Below are 23,731 nucleotides of genomic sequence, written 5' to 3' on the forward strand. Positions count from 1 at the left end.
ATGGGCCCGCCACTAGCGGTTTCCGGTCGGGAAAACCAGTCAGGATTATTTCAGGTCGAACCGATCCAGTTCCATCACCTTGGTCCAGGCGGCCACGAAATCCTTGACGAATTTCGTTTCAGCATCCGCAGCACCATAGACTTCCGAAATGGCCCGGAGCTGGGAATTGGACCCGAAGATCAGGTCCGCACGGGTTCCGCTCCAGACAACATCGCCGCTCTTGCGATCGATGGCCTGATAGAGCCCTTCAGCTTCATCTACCGGTTTCCATTCAGTCTTCATGTCGAGAATGTTGACGAAGAAGTCATTGGTCAGCTGACCCTTCTTCCGGGTCAGGACGCCATGATCGCTATCGCCGAAATTGGCACCGATCACACGCAAACCACCTACCAGAACCGACATTTCCGGCGCCGAAAGAGTCAGCAACTGGGATTTATCGACCAGCATTTCCTCGGCGGGGCGATCCATTCTGCCCTGATAATTGCGGAACCCGTCCGCCTTGGGTTCAAGATAGCCAATGGATTCGACGTCCGTCATCTCCCGCGTGGCATCAGTACGTCCCGGTGAGAACGGCACGTCCAAAGTGTGCCCCGCGGCCTTCGCAGCCGCTTCCACTCCGGCATTACCCGCCAGCACAATCAGGTCGGCCAGGGAGATTTGCTTGTTGCCCGGTGCAGATACATTGAAGTCGCTGCGGATGCCTTCGAGAACCGTCAGGACCTTGTCCAGTTCGGCAGGCTCGTTGGCCTCCCAGTTCTTCATCGGCTCAAGACGGATGCGGGCACCATTGGCACCGCCCCGCTTGTCGGAACCGCGGAAGGTCGACGCCGAGGCCCAGGCCGTTTTCACCAATTGCTGTATGGTCAGGCCAGAGGCCAGAACCTTTTCCTTGAGGGCCGCAATGTCGGCTTCATCGACCAGATCGTGATCAACCGGCGGGACCGGATCCTGCCAGATCAGGACTTCATCCGGCACTTCCTTGCCGAGATAACGCGAAACGGGGCCCATATCGCGGTGGGTCAACTTGAACCAGGCGCGCGCAAAGGCATCGGCAAACTCGTCCGGATTCTCGTGGAAGCGGCGCGAAATCTTCTCATAGGACGGATCCATGCGCATCGACATGTCAGCCGTTGTCATGATCGTCGGAACTCTTTTCGAGGCATCCGCCGCATCCGGTGCCTGATCCTCGGCTTTCGGATTCTTGGGCGTCCATTGCCATGCGCCCGCCGGGCTCTTCACAAGCTCCCATTCATAGCCGAACAACAGATCGAAATAGCCATTGTCCCACTGGACCGGATTGGCCGTCCATGCGCCCTCGATCCCCGAGGTTATCGTGTCGGCGCCCTTGCCCGACCCGTAGGAACTCATCCAACCAAAGCCCATCTGTTCGATCGGCGCAGCTTCGGGTTCCGGCCCAACAAGACCGGCATCACCGGCCCCGTGACATTTACCGAATGTATGACCGCCAGCGGTCAACGCGACCGTTTCCTCGTCATTCATGGCCATGCGGGCAAAGGTTTCCCGCACATCGCGTCCCGATGCGAGCGGGTCGGGATTGCCATCCGGACCCTCGGGATTGACGTAGATCAGTCCCATCTGCACAGCGGCCAGAGGGTTTTCGAGTTCCCGATCACCCGAATAGCGGCTGTCCTTGGTGTCGCTTGTTGCCAGCCATTCGGTCTCTGGACCCCAGTAAATATCACCTTCGGGCTCGTAGACATCTTCGCGGCCTCCGGCAAAACCGAATGTCTTGCCGCCCATGGACTCGATCGCGACATTACCGGCGAGGATCATCAGATCAGCCCAGGAAATCTTGTTTCCGTATTTCTGTTTGATCGGCCAGAGAAGCCGGCGCGCCTTGTCCAGATTACCATTGTCCGGCCAGGAATTCAGGGGCGCGAAGCGCTGGGTTCCCGACGTGGCGCCACCGCGGCCATCGCTGACGCGGTATGTTCCGGCAGAGTGCCAGGCCATGCGGATGAAGAAGGGACCGTAATGGCCGTAGTCAGCCGGCCACCAGTCCTGGCTGTCCGTCATCAGGGCTGTGAGATCGGCCTTGACCGCATCAAGGTCGAGACTCTTGAAGGCCTCGGCATAGTCGAAATCCGCGTCATTCGGATCGGACGCCGGCGCATTCTGGTGGAGAATCCTTAGATTGAGCTGTTCCGGCCACCAGTCGGAATTAGACAGGGCGCCGGCCGCCGTATGGCGATGCTGCGCTGATGTGAAAGGACATTTTCCTGCGCCGTCCATGATTGTCTCCCATAGGATTGCTTGTCATCGATCGGGCCAATGGCCCTGGATGGATGAACCCTATGGGAGCCCCAATCATAAATCCAATCGATTTTTTATCACCGGTCGATAGCCTTTATCGATAGCGATAGTAATCGTGACCCGCCAGTTCACTTGCCTGTCATGCTGAAAACGAAAACGCCCCCGCCGGAAACCGGCAGGGGCGCAGTCAGATCAGAAAGGGGGAAGAAGACTATTCCTCGTCTTCCTCCTCCTCGCTCAGCACTTCGAAATGCGTCGCATCGAACGTGTAGGCCGCAGACGCCATCCGGCCGCTCGAAGGCTGGATGTTGAGACGGAAGCCATCATCATCGCAATCGCCCGGAGCCGGGGGCATGGCGCTGTTGAACACCATCAGGCCGACATGGTCGAAACCGGTCGTATCCACTGTGCCGGATTGGCCCAGCGGAATGACCTGCACTTCGCCATTGCCGACACCCAGCGCGAACATCTCGATCTGGCCGGGGCTGTTAAGCGTCACCGTATAGGTGCCGTCGAGGTCGAAGTTGAAATAATTCGCCCCCAGCTGTTCCAGGCCGCCTTTGGACGCCCAGTCACCGGTCTCTGCCAGCGTGTCACGCAGCGCGACCGTGGTCCGGAAGAGCGGTGCCAGATCATAATCGCGTGCAAAGTTCTGGGCACGCCAGCGTTCGATAACCTCCGGGATGGTCGCGCCGTCTTCAGCCAGCGCGGCGGACACGGTTTCGAAACCGTCCAGCTCGACGGCATTCTCCCAGAATCGGCGGATCATGTCATTGCCATGCACGTCGGCGATCGACTGGAGCAGCGTCCACTGGGAATAATTGAAACCGCTCTCACTGGTCGTCCAGCAATTCTCCGGCGAACGGTAATCACGGCGCACATAATCGGTCGCGTCCTGGTCGCTACCGACCGTGGCCACTTCCATCCAGGATGCCGTCGACTCATACAGCCAGCCCAGACCTTCCTCGGCGTCATAGCCATACTGGACGATATGGTTGAACTCGTGCGTCGCCGTCGCCCGCATCAGGCTGTGGGCAGAGGCTTCCTTGCCCAGGCCGCGGAAATCATTCTCGATCAGGAAGATTGCGCGTGAGGCCGCCATCTCGCGGACGTCCGTCGTGTTCGGGTTATCGAACACCGACTCAACCGGGTAAGCCACGCCCAACGAACCGCCGGCATCGGCGATGAAAACATTATACATGCCCTCATCGTCACGGATCGGTTCGGCCCAGCCCATCTGGCGGATCTGGATGTCCAGAATTTCCTGCAGCGCGACACCAACGGATTCGGCATATTCGCGAGAGGAGGCATCATCGCCCTCGACCGTGTAATGGATCACGAAATCGTCGGTGGTAACGGTCTCGACCTCACCGCTCAGCGTGATCACGCGCTCGCGCAATTCCTGGAGAATGTCGACGACTTCAGCGTCGACCAGCGAGATGACCAGTTCGAAATCGCCGCTCGACGGCGATCCGGAATACCGTGTCATTTCCAGCGTGTACCGGCCGGTCTCTTCCACTGTGTAGGCAATGGCAGAGTTCAGCGAACCATCGCCGCGGTCATCATTCATGGCCACCGGGAAACCGTCCGGACCGTTCAGGCGGATAAAGGTATCGAGATCACCCGACAGCGCATCGGCATATGCATAGATCGTCTGACCGGCCTCCAGCGGAAGCGGATATTCGATCACCGGGCGCTCATTCGTGATCTGACCGGAAAACTCGGCAATGCGCTGGCCTTCGATTGACGTGAAATCGAACGGAACCTCTGCATTTGGGTCTGTCGCGATGGACACAACGAGATCGCCGGTTTCATCGCCACCATAAGTGCCGATCTCGACGGTGTAGCGTCCCGGCTCGGAGACCTGGAAAACCACATGCGAATTCAGCGTGCCGTCACCGCGATCATCGTTTTGCGAGAGGATCATGCCGGTCGGACCGGTCAGCGACATCGTCGTGTCGAGACCGCTGGTCAGCGCATAGGTCGATGCAACCAGAATATCCTCGGCCTGCAGATCGACCGGGAAGCTCAGCGTCGGATCCGGGTCACCGATCCGGGTGATCACTTCCGTCAGGACATTGGCGCTACTGGACAGGCCGAAATCGACCCCATCGCCGATTTCCAGCTCGAACGAACCGGTAGAGCCGCCATAGCCTGTGATCGAAGCCGTATAGGTACCGGTTTGCGACGCCTGGAAGACGACGCGCGATTGCAGCGAGCCCGGGCCCATATCATCGTTCTGGTCGATCAGCCGGCCATCAGGACCGGTCACAGCGAGAATGGTATCGAAATTCTCGTCAGAGGAGGTTGTCAGCGTCACAATGGAGCCGGCTTCCAGTTCAATCGGAAAATCAACCTGCGGCCGCTGGGCAGTCACTTCACCCGCCAGGCCTCCGTCAGCGCCTTCCTGAGCGCAAGCTACGGCAACCGAGCAGGCAGCTACCATCGTACCAATTACAAAACGCATCAAAGTCCCCTTGTCTGTCGTGGCCCTCGCACCGGGTCGAACGGCGATAGCCCTAGACAAGTTGCCGTTATTCAGCAAGCCAAAGGGCTGTGGCTGCGCCAATATGCACCAACCCGGGAACCGGGGCGGCTCATCCCAGTAACAGGTCTGCCAGCGCCTTTTTGTGGAAAGCGGAGTCTCCGGACATCGCTCCGTGCCAGATCGCACGCCGCCGGTACAACTGGGCGTCACAGTCATAGGTAAATCCGAAACCGCCATGGAACTGAATGGAACGATCCCCCGCATAGGAATAGGCTTCCAGCGCAGTCACCTTGGCCATGCGCGTGGCGATTTCGCCCTCCCCCTGCTGGTTGAAGCAGTGCGCCGCTGAGTAAACATGCGACCGCGCCTGCTCGTACATGACGTATGCATCAACCATCGGATGTTTCAGCGCCTGATAGGATCCGATCGGCTTGCCGAACTGGGTGCGGGTTCGCAAATAATCCAGCGTGTAGTCGATAACGCTCAGATTGCCGCCGGTCATGTCCGCTGCCGCGAGCAAGTTCGAGCACAGATGGATGTGCTTCAGCGCCGTGGCCGCAAGGTCCGGGTCGAGCAGCCGGTCTTCGCTAATGCGGATGCCGTCGAGTGTCAGCTCGAAGGTTCGCCGCGTTTCATCGATGATCGTTTCCGGGCGCAGGGCTTCCCTCCCCAGATCAGCCGCTTCCAGCAGCACCAGAGTGGGCTGCCCGTCCAGCTGAACCGAAACGATGACCGCTGAAGCACTCGCCGCATCGGCCACAAAACGTTTCCGGCCAGAAAGTTCCAGCGTATCGCCATCGCGCCCGGCGCGCGCCGAAATCGCCATCACATCCCAATCACCCTCGGCTTCCAGAAGGGCGAGCGTTGCCGCTTCGCCGCCTGCCAGACGCGGCAGCCATGCCTGTTTCTGGGCCTCGGTGCCACCTGCCAGCAGGGCCTGTGCTGCCAGCGTTGTTGCGGTGAACGGCGAGTTCAGAAGATAACGCCCCATGGCTTCAGCCACCGGAACCACCTCCGCCATGGACAGCCCGATCCCGCCATAGGCTTCAGGGATGGCAATGCCCAGCCAGCCCATTTCACCGATCTCCTTCCAGAGTTCCGGATCATGGCCCAGCTTATCTTCCAGCAGGCCCCGCACTCGCTCGATCGGGGATTTGTCGCGGCAGAAATTCATGGCGACCTCGAGGAGATCTGCCTGTTCCTCGGAAAAGCCCAGCTTGCCGATCTTGTCCATATCCGCCCCCTACCCCTTGGGCAGGCCAAGCACATGCTCGGCCACGATATTGCGCTGGATCTGCGACGTGCCACCGCCAATCGTCGCCGAGAAGGCATTCAGATAGGCGCGCGTCCACAAGCCCTCATCAACCGCATTGGGATCGCCGACATAATAGCCACCACCGGTCCCCGTCAGAGTCACGGCAAACTCGTTCAGGCGCCGCACGAACTCGGTAAACATCAGTTTGGATGCCAGTGGCACGCCGAACGGCTTTTCCTGGTTCAGTGGCTGGATCGGCACACGCTGACGGCAAAGGGCGTTCGACTGGATCTCGATGATGAACTCGACCAGCTTGTCACGCAGCACGGGATCCTCGATGGCCGGCTTGCCGCCACGCTTCACGCGGCGTGCCAGTTCAACCACATCGAAAGCGTTCTGTTCGGTAATGATATAGCCGCCGGCCTGGCCGCCCCGCACGCCCCGCTCATATTCCAGCAGCTGCATGGCAATCTTCCAGCCCTGTCCTTCCTCACCCATCAATCCGTCAGCCGGAATGCGGGCATCGGTGAAGAAGGTCTGGGTAAAGCCGAATTCGCCTGTCAGCTTGCGAATCGGCACCGTCTCCACACCCGGCACCCGCATCGGAGCGAGGAAAAAGGACAGGCCGTCATATTTGCGCGGGGCATCCGGATCAGTACGCGCCAGAAGGATCATGTATTTGGCGTAATTGCCCTGGGTGGTCCAGATTTTGGACCCGTTGATCACGTATTCATCGCCATCGCGGACTGCACGTGTCTGGGCATTACCCAGATCCGATCCATTCTCGGGTTCGGAGAAACCCTGACACCAGATATCTTCGCCAGAGAGAATGTTCTTCAGGTATTTCGCCTTCAACTCATGCGAGCCGATATCCAGCAGCATCGGGCCGGTCCAGTTCAGTCCGATTGCGTTCAGCATGATCGGCGCCTGGTGTTTTCGCATCGCCTTGGTGGCCGCATCCTGGAAGGCCTGCGCCAGGCCACCACCGCCATATTCACTGGGCCATGCCGCTCCCAGATAGCCCGCGGACCAGACCTTGTTCTGCCAGTCCCGCAGGAAATCAAACTGCTGGTCCGTCCCGACCTCCATGAAGGTCAGGGGCAAGCGGAAGCCGGGATCAGAGACCGTATTTTCTGCGAACCAGGCGTCCGCTTCGGCGGAAAACTCAGCCAGTTCTTTCTCGTTCACCTCGGACATGGGCCCTCCCTAGTTCTCATTCTCGCGGCGATGCCGGCTTCCCGGCGCGGGCGGTTCGACAGCCGGGCCCGCAAAGCACTGGGCTTTGGCCATCCAGTCTTCGGCGACGCCACCCTCGACGGTCAGCGATGTGTCGGCGATATTGCGTGTCTGTGTCACCACTTGGCAGAATTCTTCCGCCAGGCCGGCAATCCGGTCTGTTTTGCTCTCGCCAAAAGTCCAGACGTCGCCGGACGGTGAAGTCAGCTCCAGGCGGGGCATCTCGCCCGGCGGTTCGGTGCCACGCGCCATATAGGTCCAGCGATAGGTGTTCACGCCGAGCACAACGATGCCGCGAATACGGTCTGTATTCTGGCGTTCAACACCCAGCTCGTCATAAATCTCCTGCCCGTGCGCCCAGCTTTCCATCAGGCGGGACGTAATGGATGAGCGCGCGCTCATCGTCGGCCCCACCCATTTAAGCCGCTGTTTCGGATCGGCGGCCGCGAAAGTGTCCGCCGTCGCCTCAAAGCCCGACTGCCATTTCTCCACAAGGGCGGCACCCCGCAGATCATCCAGAAAAGCGGTTTCGAACTTGCGCAGGTTGGCATCCATTTCCAGCAGGGAGTGGAATTGCCGGTCGAGTTCAGCCTCGTCCTCGATCTGCAAGCGGGCCATATGGTTCCACACCGTCAGATGCTGGATCACATCATTGATGCTCCAGCCCTTGAACTGGGTCGGCGCCTGCAACCGGTCGTCTGTCAGCGGCGCGAGCAAAGCCTGCAGCGCGCGAGATTCCTCGCGAAAATCTTCAGCTTCCTGCATCGCCAGCCTCCGTCTCGATTGTCAGAATCAGATCGCCTGATGCCAGCTGGCCACCCGCTTCAGCATGCACCTTGCCCACAATCCCGGAAACCTCGGCGAGAAGCTGATGCTGCATCTTCATCGCTTCAAGGACAGCAACCCGGTCGCCCGCCTGTACACGGTCTCCGGATTTCACGAAGATATCCTGCAATGTCCCGTGCATGTTGGCGATGACGTCACCGGCACCACCAGCCGTCCCCGCAGATTTCAGGATGGCCGCCCGGTTCGCGAACTCGAAACTGCGAACTCCGCGCTTCACAAAGACCCTTTCCTCACCGGTCAGCGCGAACACCACTGAAGCCGGCAACCCGTCGACGCTGAGCGATACCTGCGGGCCTTGTTCTGCGATGACTTCAATCCGGAGAACCGTTTCGGCTATCTCCACACGATATGCCTCTCCGCCTTGCGGGAAAACTCGGACCATTCCGGTTTCGAAATCAGCCACGGAGGGCTGGGGATGAACGCTGGACCAGTCCAGCAACTCGTCAGGCACATCCAGCGCTGCGGTACGCGCCGTTTTGCGAGCCGCGCGATGCAACAGGACGGCGGCGATCGCGGCATCATCCGGGCGGGGAGGCCGCGTTGCATAACCGTCTTCGCCCCAGGTCTCGGCGATGAACGCCGTCGTCGCGTCGCCCGCAGCGAAAGCCGGTTGCGAGATCGCGTCTGCCAAAAAAGCCTGATTACTGGTGACGCCGAGCAAGGCCGCTTGATCCAGGGCACCCGCGAGACGCGTTAACGCGATCTCCCGAGTTTCGCCCCAGGCCATGATCTTGGCCAGCATGGCATCGTAGAAGGGCGAGACTTCACCACCTGTCTCGATGCCATCATCACAGCGCACACCCTCTCCCTTGGGCGGCGTCCACAGCGCGATCCTTCCCGTGGCCGGCTGGAAATCCTGCGCCGGATCCTCGGCATAGAGGCGCGCCTCGATGGCATGACCGTTCAGCTGAACATCTGACTGTGTCAGGCCGAGCGGCACACCCTCAGCAACCTCGATCTGCAGGCGAACGAGGTCCAGCCCCATCACCAATTCGGTCACCGGGTGTTCGACCTGCAGCCGCGTATTCATCTCGAGGAAGTAGAAGTTTCGATCGCTATCCAGAAGGAACTCAACGGTCCCGGCCCCGCGATAATCGACGGCCTTCCCCGCCTCGACCGCGGCCTGGCCCATCGCCTCGCGCAAGTCCGGCGTCATGACCGGGCAGGGTGCCTCCTCCAACACCTTCTGATGGCGGCGCTGGACCGAGCAGTCCCGCTCTCCGAGATGGATCGTATTGCCATGCGCGTCCGCAAATATCTGGATCTCGACATGTCGCGGTTTCAGGATTGCCTTTTCCAGTATCAGCTCGCCCGAACCAAAGGCATTTTCTGCTTCCGACCGCGCCAGCTTCAGCGCATCGGGCAAAACCATCGCTGATTCAACCAGTCGCATGCCGCGCCCGCCGCCACCGGCTGCCGCCTTTACCATGACCGGAAAGCCGATCTCGTCCGCCGCAGCGATAAACTTTGTCTCGTTCTGATCCTCGCCCTCATAGCCGGGCACGCAGGGCACGCCCGCCTCGATCATGGCGCGCTTGGCGCGTGCCTTGTCACCCATCACTTCGATCGCCTTCACCGGCGGACCAATAAAGACCAGCCCGGCCTTTTCCACAGCCTCGGCAAAGGCCGCGTTCTCCGACAGGAAGCCATAACCGGGGTGGATGGCATCCGCGCCGCACTGTCTGGCCGCTTCAAGCACAGCTTCGATATTCAGATAGCTCTCGCCGACGGGCGCCGGACCGATACGGATGGCGGCGTCCGCAAAACGCCGGTGCGGAGCGTCCGCGTCGGCATCCGAATAAACCGCCACGGTGCGAATACCCATGGCCCTGGCCGTGCGCATGACGCGCAGAGAGATCTCGCCGCGATTGGCAATCAGGAGGGTCTTGATACGGCTCATGATCAATCCTCCTCTGCCCAGGACGGCTTGCGTTTTTCGATGAAGGAAAGAACCCCTTCCTGGCCTTCCTCGCTGAGAAGGCGGCCGGCGAAATTCTCTGCGGCGGCGGCGATCTGCGCCGACCGGTCCAGCGTTGGCAGGTCGAGAATGAGTTGCTTGATATCAGCGACGGCACCCGGCGCGCAGCCCAACACCTGTTGCCGGATACCGGCCTCCAGTTCATCGAGCGCCGCGGCGCCATCCGCCACGAAATCCACGAGACCGAGGGTTTGAGCCGCCGCGCCCTTGAAGCACGCAGCGGTCAACATCAGGCGGCGGGCGGTCGCATAGCCGGCCTTCTGGATCACGAAAGGCGCGATCTGCGCCGGTGTCAGGCCAATGGCCGTTTCAGTGAAGGCAAACTTCGCACCGGCATCGGCGATCGCGACGTCAGCACAACAGGCCAGGCCCAGCCCACCGGCCATCGCAGCGCCCTCGACCACCGCGATCACGACCTGTGGCATGGAATTGACCGTATCGAAGATCGCCGCACCCGACTTTGACATGTCGACAATGGCGGCCCGGGCCGCATCACCTTCGGCGCCGAAGCCGGCACTGAAGGCCTTGAGATCACCGCCTGCGCAGAATACGCCGCCGCGCCCACGAAGCGTGATCCCCCTCACCCCCCGGTCCTCCCGCACAGCGTCCAGCACCGCGCGCAAATCGGCAGTGAGTTCCGCGCTGAGGGCATTGCGGCTTTCCGGCAGGTTGAACCAGATGGTCAGCCAGCCTTTCTCAAGCCCGGTTTCCAGCGCGGTGGTTTCGGGAAGTGCTGTCATCGTCACCGCCTACATCCGCGCAATGCCAAAGGAGTTGCGCCGCGCTTCGCGGTGACGCGCCTCCCAGACCGTGGCCAGCAGGAAACCCAGAGTTTTTCGCGTATCACGGGGATCGATCATCCCGTCATCAATCTCGTGACCGGATGTGTAAAAGGCACCTGACTGACCATCGAACAGCTCTTTCAGAAAAGCTTCCTGTTGCTTCAGGGCTTCGCGGTCCGGCTCGGTGCCGGCTGCCTTTGCCTGCCCCTCGGCAACGATCGACATAACGGTCGCCGCCTGCTCGCCGCCCATAACGCCGGTGGCCGCATTGGGCCAGGAGTAAAGAAAGTCGGGGCCAAACGCCTGCCCGCACATGCCGTAATTACCGGCCCCGAAGCTCGCCCCGATCATGAAGGTCAGCCGCGGCACCTCGATATTGGTCACCGCCTGGATCATCTTTGACCCGTGCTTGATCATACCGCCGCGCTCATAATCCGTACCGACCATGTAGCCCGTCGTATTCTGCAGGAAGACAACCGGCGTATCGGCCTGGTCCATCAGCTGAAGGAATTGTGCAACCTTGGTCGCGCCGGCCGGATCAATCGGCCCGTTATTGCCGATCAGTCCGCAGCGATAGCCCATCACATTGGCCTGCAGACAGACCGTTGAAGCGCCATAGCGCGGTTTGAAATCGGCAAAGTCCGACCCATCGACAATCCGGGCCACCACCTCGCGAACATCATAGGGAATGCGGTAATCCACAGGCACTACACCCGCAATTTCGTCGGGATCATAGAGCGGCGGCGACCCTTCCGGCCGCTCCGGCTTGGGGCAACGCGTATTCCATCCCAGCCGGTCCACGACCTCGCGCGCCATCAGCACCGCCTCACCATCGTTTTCGGCGAGGTATTCGACGAGCCCGGAGGTCTCCGCATGCATTTCCGCGCCGCCCAGCTCGGCTTCCGTTGCGATTTCGCCCGTGGCGGCTTTCAGGAGGGGCGGTCCGGCCAGAAACGCCTTGCCATTCTCCTTTACCGCCACGACGTAATCACTCATGCCGGGCATGTAGGCACCGCCGGCCGTTGATGAGCCGTGCAGAATGGTGATCACCGGAATGCCTGCCTTGGAGAGTTTTGCCTGGCCGGCAAAGACACCGCCGCCGCGCACAAAGCCTTCGACCGTGTAATTGATGAGATCGCCGCCCGCGCTTTCCACCAGGTGGACGAAGGGCAGCTTCTGTTCCAGCGCGATCTGTTCGGCACGGAGGATCTTGTAGCCGGCGGCCTTGAGAATCGCCCCGCCCTTGATGCCGCTATCGTCGACAATGATCATGCAGCGTACACCCCGGATAAAGCCGATGCCGGCGATCAGGGTGGAGCCGGGCAAGGACCGTTCCTCGGGCTGATTGTCCGCCAGATAGCCGGTGAGATTGCCCAGCGTCAGCCACGGCATGCCGGGATCAATCAGCCGGGCCAGCCGCTCGCGCGGCGTCAACTGGCCGCGCGCCTCGAAGCGCGGCTTGCGCTTCTCCGAAATCAGCGCCGCCCGCCCGTTAAGCTCATCCAGCTTCGCGATCAGCTCCAGCATGGCTTGACGGTTATGCTGGAAAGCGTCCGACGAGGTTGAAATCCGCGACTTGAAAACGGTCATGTCAGCGCCTCTGCGATTTCGCCCGACACAGGGATGGGGGTTTGCAACAGGATTTGCGCGTAGGCTTTGCCTTGCGGATCATTGCGCAGGCTGGCCACACCACCCCCGCCAAGAACATCGTGCAGGACGATATTCATCGCCCCGGTGCCGGGAAGAAAATAGCGATCCACCCCACCTTCCAGATAATGCGAGAACCGGGACCGGAGCGTCTGCTCGTCGAGGGCCGCCCAGATCCACGCCATATAGGCCGGATCACGCGGCAAAAGCCCGATATTGGCCTTGTCACCCTTGTCGCCCGACCGGCCCCAGGCGAGTTTGAACAGGGGAACGCTTGTCGTCGCTCGCCCCGAAGGCGCCTCCGGCTCGGAACGCAGCTCATCAGGAATTTCCACCGTCGAACCGCGGCCAGGATCAAGCTCGATGGCCTCGCCGTTCATAAGCACGACCGGTATGGCCTGCTCGCGCGGCAGCAGGAAGGAGAAAAGCCGGACCACCGGTGACGGCTTTGGCCGGCTGCCCGAGAAGCCCGACAGGCCCGGTGGAGCCGCCAGCGCCATCCCGATCGCCTCCCGCAGGATCAACCCGGCGGCCAGTGGGTCGGCATGCTTCACAGCGAGCTTGACCGCGACGTCTCTCGCTTTGCCCGCTTCCACACCAAAAGCGCTTCCATCCCCGACAATTTCGATCAGGGTCTCGGTATAATCCGGCGCTCCATAGGATTTCAGCTTGCGGCACGCGCGGGCGAGCGCAGCCTCTGCAAATGCCCGCGCCGCCTCAGTCGCGTCCTCGCCCACATAGAAGAAAGTGGTTCCGGCGCGCCAGCCATCCTGATAGGTGACACTGACTTTCAGTGTATCCGGTGCAGGGCGGCCTTTCGCACCGGTGACAGAAACACGGTCCGGCCCGGCCTGTTCGAGCATCACGTCAGTGAAGTCACAAACCACGTCCGGAAGGATATAGGCCGCCGGATCACCGATCTCGTAGAGCATCTGCTCGCCAACGGTCGCCACCGTCACCGAGCCACCCGTGCCATCCGGCTTGGTGATGACCGTCGACCCGTCCTCGCTGATCTCGGCAATCGGGTAGCCGATTTCGACGAGCTCTTCGGCAATCGATTTCCAGTCCGTGAAATTCCCGCCGGTTGCTTGCGGCCCGCATTCAATAATGTGCCCGGCAAGGCTGCCCGCTGCCAACCGGTCCCAATCATCCAGCGCCCAGTCAAAGGCGTGGAGGCACGCTCCGAGGGTTACGGCACTGTCGACCCCTCGACCGGTGATGGCGATATCCGCCCCACGTCGAAGCGCTTCGGCAACTGGCGCTGCACCGAGATAGGCATTAATGGAGGCAATGCTCGCCGGGTCCGGGAAATCTGCACCGGAGAACATTTCCTTATACCCGCCAGCCGCGAGCGCGTCGGCCCGGTCGATCAGATCATCACCCGTTACGACCGCCACCTTCAGATCCAGTCCGGCCGCTTTCACGGCGGCCTCGATCACTGTGGCACAAGCCCCAGGGTTCATGCCCCCGGCATTGGAGATCACCTTCACGCCCTGCCGGGCGATTTCTTCAAGGTTGGGCTTGAGCACGAAATCGACGAAATCCGCCGCATAGCCCTTGGACGCATCTTTGGCCCGCGCCCGGGCCATGATGGAAAGCGTGATCTCGGCCAGGTAATCGAAGACGATATAGTCCAGCCCGCCGGCCTTCAGGAATTGCGGCAGCGCCATATCGGATTCTCCCCAAAAACCGCTGGCACCCCCGATCCTGATTGTTTTCCTGCCAGGCAATCCTGCCTCCCGCCCGATTGACAAATAAATGAGACCATCTCAGTTTATGTCCGTCAACCGGTTTCTGATCTAGGCAACAGGGAGAAAGGCGCATGGAAAACCCTTTCGATACCGAAGAGCGGCGCGCCTTTCGCGAGACGGTCCGCCGCTTCGTTGCGGACGAAATCACCCCCTATGCTGATGCTTGGGACGAAGCTGGCGAGATACCCTGGGAATTGCATCAGAAGGTCGGCGCTCTGGGCGTTTTCGGCTTTGGTATGGACGAACGCTGGGGCGGGCTGGGCTTTTCTGATTGCTTCATGCAGGCCGCCTGGGCGGAGGAGCTGGCACAATGTGGGGTTGGCGGCGTTGCAGCCGCCCTGGGCGGACGCTCCATCTCACAACACCCGATCCAGGATCTGGCCAATGATGATATCCGCGACCGGGTGCTTCCTGAGATCATCTCAGGAAGGAAGGCGTCCAGTCTGGCTATCACAGAACCCGCTGGCGGATCTGACGTTGGCGGGATGAAAACCACCGCCCGCCGCGAGGGCGGCCAATACGTCATCAATGGTCAGAAGACCTTCATCACCGGCGGGATGAAAAGCGACTACTTCGTGGTTGGCGCCCGAACGGCGGAAGGCAAGCTGGACGGGATCTCGCTCTTCTTTGTTGAGGCAGATGCGCCGGGCTTTTCCCGAACCGCCATTGACCGGAAAATGGGCTGGTGGTGCTCTGATCAGGCAACGCTGTATTTCGAGGACTGCCGGATTCCCGCGGACAATCTTCTCGGCAAGGAGGGTCAGGGCTTCCTGGCCATCGTCAACAATTTCAACGGCGAACGCATCGGCCTGATCGCCAGCATGCTGGGCGCCATGAAGCTGTGTCTGAAGGAATCCATCTCATGGGCGATGGAAAGGGAGACCTTTGGCAAACCGCTGATCCGCCATCAGGTGATCCGGCACAAGATCGCCGACATGTCCGCGAAGATCGATATGGTCGAGGCCTATCTCAACCAGATCTGCTGGCTGGTGAACGAAGGCCGCACGCCTGTGGCGGAGATTTCAAAAGCCAAATTCTCTGCCTCGAAGGCATTGGAATTCTGTGCCTCCGAGACGATGCAGATTCTGGGAGGCGCGGGTTATTTGCGCGGCCATCCGGTCGAGCGGGTTTATCGTGAGGTGAAGGTCCAGGCGATTGGCGGTGGCTCGGAAGAGATCATGCGCGATCTGGCTGTCCGTCAGATGGGGCTTTGATCATGCCGGACACGGCTCGCACTGACCGCAGCGAAGACCGCCGCCGCGCCATTCTGAAAGCGGCGCGCGAGGTTTTCATCGAAGCGGGTTTCGACGGCGCGAGGGTCGCTGAAATCGGGCGCCGCGCCGGCATCGCCGAAGGCACCGTCTATATTTACTACAAGACCAAGTCCGCCCTGATGGAAGCGCTGCTCGCCGGTTTCTGGCAGGATCTGACGCGCAATGCCCGCGAGACGGTCGCGCGCCATTCCGATCCGCTCGAACAATTGCACGCCCTCGCCGACTATCATCTGACGAGCGTCATTCGCGACCTTGCCTTCCTCGATCTCGCCGCCAAGCTGCGAAAAGCCTACAGCGTCGATCCCGAAACACGCGATTTCCTGCGCGCCTATGTGGCTGTCTTCGATGAAATCTACGCTGCGGGGGTTGCCGCTGGCCTCTTCCGCGCCGGCCAACCGGCCTGGATCGCGCGGGACATGTTCTATGGCACGCTGGAATATTCAGCCCGCACCATTGCCTTGCGCGGCGATACGCGGCCGACCGGTGTGGTCGACAATCTGATACAGGCCTTCAAGAGCACCTATGGCGCCAAACCGGCACTGGATGAGACCCTCGTCAGCCGGTTGGAAGCAGCGATCAGCCAGCTGGAAAAACGCGCCTGAAACCGTCAGACCGCATCGATCGGGAGCTGGGTCGTATTCTTGATCGCTTCCATGGCGAAATAGGCTGACATTTCCGACAGCGGGGCAATCGAGATGATGCGCTTGTAGACATCATCATAATCGGTGATCTGCGGCAGTACGACCTTGAGAAGATAGTCGATATCCCCGCCCATCCGGTAGAATTCAACCACTTCCGGAATCCGGGCCACGCCCTTTGAAAACCGTTCCAGCCATTCATCATCATGGTGCCGGGTCTTGATCGATACGAACAGCGTGGTCTTGAGGCCCAGCTTTTCGGCATCCAGAACAGCGACATGCTTTTTGATATAGCCCTGCTCTTCCAGCATTTTCAGACGCCGGGCCGTGGGCGTCGCGCTCAACCCGATCAGGTCCGCATATTCCTGCACCGTCTTGCGGGAATCAGCCTGCAAAGCCTTCAGAAGCTTTCGATTATAGCTGTCTAACACCAACATTCCTCCATTTATTGGTGCTGTATACTACAACACCTCTCTCAGAAAGGGCGAATTGGCAGAAATCGATCCCGAATGCGTGCGAAGTTGGACAGAACCGGTTTTCAAGAGGCCAGAATGACCGCTCCGCTGCAAGATGATGCTATCAAGGCCGCCCGAGACGCCCAGATCGGGCGTGATGCGACCCTCCGCACCCCGTTCGGACTTCGTCCGCTCATCTATGCCGATTATGCCGCCTCCGGCAGGGCTGACACACGGGTCGAGGCCGCCGTTGAAGGCGTGCTGGCAGCGTATGCCAACCCCCACACCGATGACAGCGCGACCGGCCGGACATCAACGGACTGGCTGCATCGTGCTGACCACATGATCCGCGAGGCGCTGAATGTCCGGCCCGAGGACGGCGTTGTCGCCTGTGGTTCGGGCGCGACTGGAGCGATTGCAAAGCTTCAGGAAATCCTCGGCGTTGCGGAATCCCCGGCCAGCCGAGCCGAGCGCATGGACAATATGCGTCAATTGCTCGGCTCGGAAGTTGCCGACAAGCTGGAGGCCCAGCTGCGGGCTCTCGCACCCGTGGTGTTTGTCGGACCGTATGAGCACCACTCCAATGACCTCACCTGGCGCGAAAGCCGGGCGGAGATTGTCCGCATCGGGCTGGACGAAACCGGTGGCATTGATTTCGGCGAGCTCGAAACAGCATTGAAGGATCCGCGCCATGCCGGCCGGAGAAAGATCGGCGCGTTTTCGGCGGCCTCGAACGTCACCGGCATCAAAACCGATGTGCCGCGCCTCGCTCGCCTGCTCCACGAAAATGACGCCATTCTCTGCCTCGATTGCGCGGCAAGCGCCCCCTATCTGAAAATCGACCTCAATCCGGAGGACCCTGCAGCGGGACCGGATGCCGTCAGCCTGTCGCCGCACAAATTTGTCGGCGGACCGGGGTCCTGCGGCCTTCTCGTCTTCCGCGCCTCGATCTATCGCGGGGATCTTCCGCCGACGGTCTCGGGCGGCGGCACAGTCTCCTATGTGATGCCGCAGAGCCACGACTTCATTCCCGACATTTCCGTCCGCGAACGCGCCGGAACGCCGGGCATGCCGCAAATGCTGCGCGCCGCGCTGGCCCTGAAATATCTGGGTTCGGTCGGTTATGACACGGTCGAAGCCCGCGAACATGCCGCCATGGAGAAGGCCTTTGCCGCCTGGGCGGAGGACAGCCGGATTGAAATCCTTGGCTCGCGGGATCCGGAACGGCGGATTGGCATTGCCGCCTTCAATATCCGGACAGCCAACGGTGATATCCTTCATCCGCGTTATGTCTCGAACCTGTTGAGCGACCTCTTCGGCATTCAGTCCCGGGCCGGATGTTCCTGCGCCGGTCCATATGGCCACACACTGCTCGATCTCGACCTCTCGGCATCCGCCGATATCCGCGAAGCCGTCCTGTCAGGCTATGCCGGAGTCCGGCCGGGCTGGTGCCGTGTCAGCCTGCACTGGCTGATGGACGAGGAAGAGATCGATTATCTGATAGAGGCGGTCCGATTTGTCGCCAGGCATGGCGAGGACTTTCTGCGCTGCTATGAGTTCTGCGCCTATTCAGGCCAGTGGAAGCACAAGGACAGCAATGCGGATTTCGGCATAGTGGCTCAGTCACGCGGCCGCCGTCTGATGGCAAAAGCAATGGATGAGGCGCGTGTTCTTGCAGAATCGCTGGACTGTTGCGAAGGCTGTGGCTGCCTGCCCGAAGATGTCGAACCCCTCCGGAATTTTGCCGTGCCTGCCTAGGCGAGAAACGCCTTTATCTTCCCGATGGCGGCAGGTTCGGTCAGGAATGGCGCATGGCCGACATTCGGGATGCTTACAAAGTCCAGATCCGGCTTGCGGGCTTGCATTTTCTCAACGGTCGACATCATAAGAAGGTCAGTGATTGCCCCCCGCACGATCAGCGTCGGGATATCCTTGAGCCCATCAAATAGCGGCCAGAGATCAACATCCGCATCCCCGCCCTCGGCAACGGATTTGGCGATTGCCGGATCATAGGCAAGCGCCACTCGGCCATCACCCAGCGGGCGGCAGGTCTTGTGCGCGAAATCCAGCCAGAATTCATTCCCGGTTTCCTTCGGAAACGCGGCGCCATTGATGGCGCGAATAGCGTCCGCGGCCGCCTGCCAGCTCGCAAATTCGCCGCTGGACTTTCCGGCATAGGAACGAATGCGCGCAATTCCGACAGGATCCAGTTCGGGACCGATATCGTTGAGGACGGCTTTCTCGAGCCGCTGCGGCGCCAGCGTGGACGCGACCATCGTCATCAATCCACCCATGGATGTGCCGATCCAGACCGCTTTCGGAATCTCCAGATAATCCAGCAGCGCGAACATGTCCTGCGTATAGACCGCCGGATTATATCGCTCGTGCTGAGGATCGTAATCCGATTCGCCGCGTCCCCTCTGGGTCGCCGAGATGACCGGGCGGCCCAGACCCGCGATCTGCGGCGCGAAATCCTCGAAATCTTTCAGATTGCGTGTCAGTCCATGCAGGCAGAGGACCGGCGTGCCCGTGACGTCACCCACCGGATCGTACTGCCGGTAATGGAGTTTCAATTCATCCGCCGTGGTGAAATGGTGGTCGGAAAATCTGATATCCGTCTTCATCATTCGGCATCCCGCCACGCTGTCGCTAATTGACCTGGGCACAAAGCCAGTTCGCCAGAGAAATACAATCACTGACAGCACACCGCTTCATTTGCAAAACGCTTCGATCTGCTGTCAGACTTCCGTCAGCGAGGGGAGCAAGCATGACCAGAATCCTGAAGATGGCAGCAGCCATCCTGACCAGCCTGACTCTGACAACGGCATCGCTGGCCCAATCGACACAGATTCAAGCCGGCGAAGAGGGCATTACGCGACTGCAGCGCGTCGGTATTGCGCCGCCGGCTCCGGCACCGGACCGGCAAAACGGCGAAGGGCCATTTGACCGGCTGGTCATCCGCGGCGCCATCATGATCGACGGAACCGGCTCCCCGCCCGTCGGCCCGGTCGACATTGTGGTTGAGGGCAATCGCATCACCCGGATCGCGACGGTCGGCGCGCCGGACCTGCCCATTGATCCGCGAGTCCGGCCGGCGCCCGGTGACTATGAAATCGACGCAACCGGCATGTATATCCTGCCCGGCTTCATCGACGCGCATACCCATATCGGCTCGCCCGGGCAGGCTGCTGCCGGCGCCCCGCTGGATCCGCAATATGTTTTCAATCTCTGGCTCGCGCACGGCGTAACCACGGTCCGCGAAGTCGGCTCGCTCTGGGGGCTGGGCTGGACGATGGAGCATCGTGACCGCGCCGCCCGCGGTGAAATCACCGCCCCGCGCATCTATGCCTATGCGTATTTCGATGGCTCCATCAGCACGCCCGAACAGGCCCGGAGCTGGGTGCGTGATGTTGCACGCCGCGGGGCAGACGGCATCAAGTTTCGCGGTGCCGCTCCGGACGTCGCACAGGCCGCCATGGAAGAAGCCGCCGCACGCGGATTGGAAACGGCCTATCACCACGACCAGCGAACCGTCGTACGCAATAATGTGCTCGACTCCGCGCGCTGGGGGCTGACGTCGATGGAACACTGGTATGGCCTGCCCGAAGCCATGTTCGACGGTCAGGTCATCCAGGACTATTCACTTGACTATAATTACATGAACGAGCAGGACCGCTTCGGTGAAGCCGGCCGGTTATGGCGTCAGGCCGCGCCACGCGGCTCGGACGAATGGAATCTGCTGATCGAGGAACTGGTCGGGCTGGATTTCACCCTGGTGCCGACCATGACGATCTATGAAGCCAATCGCGATGTCATGCGGGCACGCGAAGCCGAGTGGCATGACATATACACCCATCCCGATCTCTGGGCCTTCCTGCAGCCTGATCCACGCATGCACGGATCATATTTCTTCGACTGGACAACACAGCACGAAATCGACTGGCGTGAGAATTACCGGATCTGGATGTCGTTCCTTGATGACTATAAAAATGCCGGTGGCCGTATCGCCGTCGGATCAGATAGCGGCTTCATCTATAATCTCTACGGGTTCGGATATATCCGCGAGCTCGAGCTTCTCCAGGAAGCCGGTTTCCACCCACTGGAAGTGATCCAGGCGGCCACGTTCAACGGGGCCGAGCTGCTGGGTGCCGAGGACGAGATCGGTACAATCGAGGTCGGCAAGCGCGCTGACTTTGTCATCGTTGCGGAAAATCCGTTGCGCAATCTGCGCGTCCTGTACGGGACAGGCCATCCGCGCTTCAACTGGGAAACCGAAGAAAACGAGCGCGTCGGTGGTGTCGTCTACACGATCCGCGACGGGATTATCTGGGATGCGCGCGAACTGTTGGCCGAAGTCCGTGAAATGGTCGAGGCCGCTCGCGAAAACGAAGACTAGACCCGGCGCGCCCTTATTTTTTCAGACCGATCTCGACCAGGCGCTGGTTGAGGAAGTCCCCTGTCGTGAGCGGCTCCGGACTGTCGCCAGAACCGCCACATGACGTCAGGCATTCCAGCATCACATCCTCTCTTGGCTGCACGAAAAAGGGCATGGAATAGCGGCTGACATTCGGCCCCGCCGGATTGACCACGCGATGGGTCGTGGCCGACAAGCGGCCATTGGTGATCCGCGCCATCATATCGCCGGTATCGACAACCAGATGCGCCGGCTGGTTATTGACCGGCAACCACTTTCCTTCCCGCGTGAAAATCTCCAGTCCCGCGCCCTGAGCGGCCACCAGAAGAGTGATCAGATTGATATCCTCGTGAGCCGCGGCGCGGACGCTCTTGGGATCTGCATTTTCCGGCACGGGAGGATAGTGGATCAGGCGCAAGAGCGATGTGCCGTCCGGTACGCGGTCTTCGAAATATTCCGGCTCGATTTCCAGCCCGATGGCTATTGCGGACAAGAGCTGGCGGCCTGTCGACTCGAGCGCCTCGAAGAGCGCCCCGAAAACCTCCCGAAAGTCCACGGGTCGGTCCGGCCAGACATTCTGATCTGCCCCCGCATGGGCTTCATAGCCAATCTGCCAGAACTCCTTCAGGTCGGGGACTGTCATATCCTTGGCGTGTTCGCGGCCGAATGGCGTGTAGCCGCGCAATCCGCCAGCATAGGTCCGCTTCTCGGCTTCCGGCAGGTTGAAGAAGGCCTCCGCCATTTCATAGCTTCGCGCGATCAGCGCTGCGTCGACCGCATGCCCTTCGAGGGTTATGAAGCCGCATTGCTCTAACGCCCCGACCAGCCGTGTTGCAAAATCGCGGCGCGCCTTTTCATCACCCGATGTGAAGTCGGCCAGATCGAGATGGGGAATCGTCTCAGCCATGAGGCGCTCCGCTGGGCATACGGTCTACATCCGTGCGCCGGGGAAAAGATGTCTGGGCGCCGCGCGTCAGCGTGCTCAGCGCGCCGGCCCGGCAGGCAAAGTCCAGCGCCTTGCCAGGTTCGGCTCCCTCGACCAGCGCCACCGTCAGGGCCGCAACGAACGTATCGCCGGCACCGGTCGCATCCACGGCTTCGACATGAGGTGGCACCGCCCGGGCGATTTCCTGTCCATCTGAAAGGAGTACCGCCCCCCTGGCCCCCAGCGTCAGCGCCGTCATGCCGCCAGACCGGTGCAGCCGGTCCAGACCATAGATTGCCCCTTCGGTTTCATTGACTGCAATGACGTCGATCCGGCCAAGCAGGCTATCCGGTACGTCGATGGCCGGGGCCAGATTGACACAGGATAGCCCCGGGCACCTTTCCAGCGCCGCATCCAGGACCGGAAGCGGCGTTTCCAGCTGACCGATGAGCGCCCCTTCAATCCGGTCCGGAAGATCGTCAACGGAAAGACAGGCATTGGCACCGGACGCCACCACGATCTGATTGTCCCCGCCCGGTTCAACCGCTATCAGCGCGACACCGGTCGGTGCATCTTCGGTGGCACGGCACATCGACAGATCCACGCCGTCCGCCTTCAAGAGCGCCAGCGCCTGGTCGGCTTCTTCATCCTTGCCGACACAAGCAATCAGCGAGACGTCCGCGCCCAGCCGCCGCGCGGCAAGTGCCTGATTGGCGCCCTTGCCTCCGGGGTATTTGGCAAAACCGTTTCCCAGTACGGTCTCGCCGGCCACCGGCAAGTGCCCGCAACGCACGACGAGATCGAGATTGACCGAACCGGCCACACAGATCTTCGCGCTCATCACAATCTCTCCATGCGCTCGATCAGCAGATCGAACAGCGTCCCGGCCCGCAGCCCTGTGACCCAGCGAAAGTCCGAGCCCGGCGACGGTTTCACGACCGTTTGCCCCCGGGTTTCACCGGTATAAGTTTGCACTGTCACGGCAACCTCCTGCGCCTCGAACAAGTCGGGGGCAATAAGATATCCGATCGTACAAGGGTCGTGCAGAGCGGAGCCCTCATCACCATAGATCTCGCCATAAATCTTGTTGACGTGACCAATCATCGCTGTCGCGGCTTTCAGGATTCGATGCGATGACGCGCCTAATCGTTCCATGCGCGCCGGCGTGCAGCGAAACTGCAGGGTCGCATCAAGACCGATCAGCGTGACCGGACGTCCACAAGCCAGAACAATGCGCGCAGCATCGGGGTCGGCGTAAATATTGAACTCGGCATGCGGCGTAATATTGCCGCCAGCCGCGCTGGCTCCGCCCATGATCACCAGCTCCTTAACGGCCGTGGCGATGGCCGGATTGCGCTGAAGGGCCGTCGCAAAATTCGTCATCGGCCCGGTAATGACCATGGTAATCGAAGCCGGTGCGGCAGCTTCTAGCGTCCCGATCAGGTAGTCCACTGCACCAAGGTTCTGAGCCGGAACCGTTGGCTCCGCGAGCACCGCATCGCCCAGCCCGGTTTCACCATGGATGTGATCGGCAAATTCCGGCTCTACGATCAGTGGCCGATCGCACCCCTCATAGACAGGTATCTCGGACCGCCCGGCCAGCGCCAGCAAGCTGCGGGCATTGTGGGTGCAGGTCGTCACGGGAACATTGCCCGCGACAACACAGACAGCCATCAGATCGATGTCTTCGGGAGAACCAAGCGCCGTGAACAATGCGATGCTGTCATCCACGCCCGGGTCACAATCGATGATGACACGCCGGCTCATT

At 60.8% G+C, this 23,731-nt stretch carries 18 protein-coding genes; 4 read left to right on the forward strand and 14 right to left on the reverse strand.

Features of this window, described 5'->3' with window-relative positions:
* Nucleotides 1-45 precede the first annotated feature (45 nt).
* The 9 genes from katG to V0U79_RS10415 all read right to left on the reverse strand — a co-directional run bounded on the left by katG (nt 46) and on the right by V0U79_RS10415 (nt 14,260).
* Nucleotides 46-2,253 (reverse strand): catalase/peroxidase HPI, encoded by a 2,208-nt coding sequence (katG, locus tag V0U79_RS10375; protein ID WP_330199440.1) that lies wholly within the window; start codon nt 2,251-2,253, stop codon nt 46-48.
* 232 nt (nt 2,254-2,485) lie between these two features.
* Complete coding sequence (locus V0U79_RS10380) at nt 2,486-4,741, reverse strand: DVUA0089 family protein (protein WP_330199441.1); 2,256 nt, start codon at nt 4,739-4,741, stop codon at nt 2,486-2,488.
* A 130-nt stretch (nt 4,742-4,871) separates the two neighbouring features.
* The gene (locus tag V0U79_RS10385; protein ID WP_330199442.1) at nt 4,872-5,996 is read right to left on the reverse strand and encodes an acyl-CoA dehydrogenase family protein; all 1,125 of its coding nucleotides are present in this window, start codon (nt 5,994-5,996) and stop codon (nt 4,872-4,874) included.
* A 9-nt stretch (nt 5,997-6,005) separates the two neighbouring features.
* Nucleotides 6,006-7,214, reverse strand: coding sequence for an acyl-CoA dehydrogenase family protein (locus V0U79_RS10390; protein WP_330199443.1), 1,209 nt, complete (start codon nt 7,212-7,214; stop codon nt 6,006-6,008).
* Between the two features lie 9 nt (nt 7,215-7,223).
* On the reverse strand, nt 7,224-8,018 hold the full coding sequence (locus tag V0U79_RS10395; protein WP_330199444.1) for a TIGR03084 family metal-binding protein: 795 nt from the start codon (nt 8,016-8,018) through the stop codon (nt 7,224-7,226).
* The gene (locus V0U79_RS10400; RefSeq protein ID WP_330199445.1) at nt 8,005-9,999 is read right to left on the reverse strand and encodes an acetyl/propionyl/methylcrotonyl-CoA carboxylase subunit alpha; all 1,995 of its coding nucleotides are present in this window, start codon (nt 9,997-9,999) and stop codon (nt 8,005-8,007) included. The genes V0U79_RS10395 and V0U79_RS10400 overlap by 14 nt, the downstream gene beginning before the upstream one ends.
* Before the next feature lie 2 nt (nt 10,000-10,001).
* Nucleotides 10,002-10,817 carry an enoyl-CoA hydratase/isomerase family protein gene (locus V0U79_RS10405; RefSeq protein ID WP_330199446.1) on the reverse strand — a complete coding sequence of 272 codons (816 nt, stop codon included), beginning with the start codon at nt 10,815-10,817 and terminating at the stop codon, nt 10,002-10,004.
* Between the two features lie 9 nt (nt 10,818-10,826).
* Entirely contained in the window at nt 10,827-12,449 is a 1,623-nt protein-coding gene (locus V0U79_RS10410) for an acyl-CoA carboxylase subunit beta (protein ID WP_330199447.1), read from the reverse strand.
* Complete coding sequence (locus V0U79_RS10415; RefSeq protein ID WP_330199448.1) at nt 12,446-14,260, reverse strand: acyclic terpene utilization AtuA family protein; 1,815 nt, start codon at nt 14,258-14,260, stop codon at nt 12,446-12,448. Before V0U79_RS10415 ends, V0U79_RS10410 begins: the two co-directional genes overlap by 4 nt.
* A gap of 68 nt (nt 14,261-14,328) precedes the next feature.
* Between V0U79_RS10415 and V0U79_RS10420 the strand changes: the two genes are divergently transcribed.
* The gene (locus V0U79_RS10420) at nt 14,329-15,471 is read left to right on the forward strand and encodes an acyl-CoA dehydrogenase family protein (RefSeq protein WP_330199449.1); all 1,143 of its coding nucleotides are present in this window, start codon (nt 14,329-14,331) and stop codon (nt 15,469-15,471) included.
* A 2-nt stretch (nt 15,472-15,473) separates the two neighbouring features.
* Complete coding sequence (locus V0U79_RS10425) at nt 15,474-16,133, forward strand: TetR/AcrR family transcriptional regulator (RefSeq protein WP_330199450.1); 660 nt, start codon at nt 15,474-15,476, stop codon at nt 16,131-16,133.
* A gap of 5 nt (nt 16,134-16,138) precedes the next feature.
* On the opposite strand, the gene V0U79_RS10430 is transcribed toward V0U79_RS10425, so the two are convergent.
* A complete protein-coding gene (locus V0U79_RS10430; RefSeq protein WP_330199451.1) occupies nt 16,139-16,606 on the reverse strand; it encodes an Lrp/AsnC family transcriptional regulator in 468 nt (155 codons plus the stop codon).
* Between the two features lie 114 nt (nt 16,607-16,720).
* Between V0U79_RS10430 and V0U79_RS10435 the strand changes: the two genes are divergently transcribed.
* Entirely contained in the window at nt 16,721-18,382 is a 1,662-nt protein-coding gene (locus tag V0U79_RS10435; RefSeq protein ID WP_330199452.1) for an aminotransferase class V-fold PLP-dependent enzyme, read from the forward strand.
* Here the strand turns inward: V0U79_RS10435 and V0U79_RS10440 are convergent.
* Nucleotides 18,379-19,248, reverse strand: coding sequence for an alpha/beta fold hydrolase (locus tag V0U79_RS10440; RefSeq protein ID WP_330199453.1), 870 nt, complete (start codon nt 19,246-19,248; stop codon nt 18,379-18,381). The two genes, V0U79_RS10435 and V0U79_RS10440, sit on opposite strands and share 4 nt — an antisense overlap.
* Nucleotides 19,249-19,391: 143 nt before the next feature.
* Here V0U79_RS10440 and V0U79_RS10445 point away from each other — a divergent pair, with 143 nt between their 5' ends.
* Nucleotides 19,392-21,020 (forward strand): amidohydrolase family protein, encoded by a 1,629-nt coding sequence (locus V0U79_RS10445; RefSeq protein WP_330199454.1) that lies wholly within the window; start codon nt 19,392-19,394, stop codon nt 21,018-21,020.
* Between the two features lie 13 nt (nt 21,021-21,033).
* Here the strand turns inward: V0U79_RS10445 and V0U79_RS10450 are convergent, their stop codons facing one another.
* From V0U79_RS10450 to V0U79_RS10460, 3 genes are read right to left on the reverse strand one after another with little or no spacing between them, the layout of a single operon-like run.
* Nucleotides 21,034-21,945: an isopenicillin N synthase family dioxygenase gene (locus V0U79_RS10450; RefSeq protein ID WP_330199455.1), complete on the reverse strand. Its 912-nt coding sequence runs from the start codon at nt 21,943-21,945 to the stop codon at nt 21,034-21,036.
* The gene (locus V0U79_RS10455) at nt 21,938-22,804 is read right to left on the reverse strand and encodes a ribokinase (RefSeq protein WP_330199456.1); all 867 of its coding nucleotides are present in this window, start codon (nt 22,802-22,804) and stop codon (nt 21,938-21,940) included. Before V0U79_RS10455 ends, V0U79_RS10450 begins: the two co-directional genes overlap by 8 nt.
* Nucleotides 22,804-23,730: a nucleoside hydrolase gene (locus V0U79_RS10460; RefSeq protein WP_330199457.1), complete on the reverse strand. Its 927-nt coding sequence runs from the start codon at nt 23,728-23,730 to the stop codon at nt 22,804-22,806. The genes V0U79_RS10455 and V0U79_RS10460 overlap by 1 nt, the downstream gene beginning before the upstream one ends.
* Between the last annotated feature and the right edge of the window lies 1 nt (nt 23,731).

The organism is Hyphobacterium lacteum, assembly GCF_036330345.1.
Taxonomy (GTDB): Bacteria; Pseudomonadota; Alphaproteobacteria; order Caulobacterales; family Maricaulaceae; genus Hyphobacterium; species Hyphobacterium lacteum.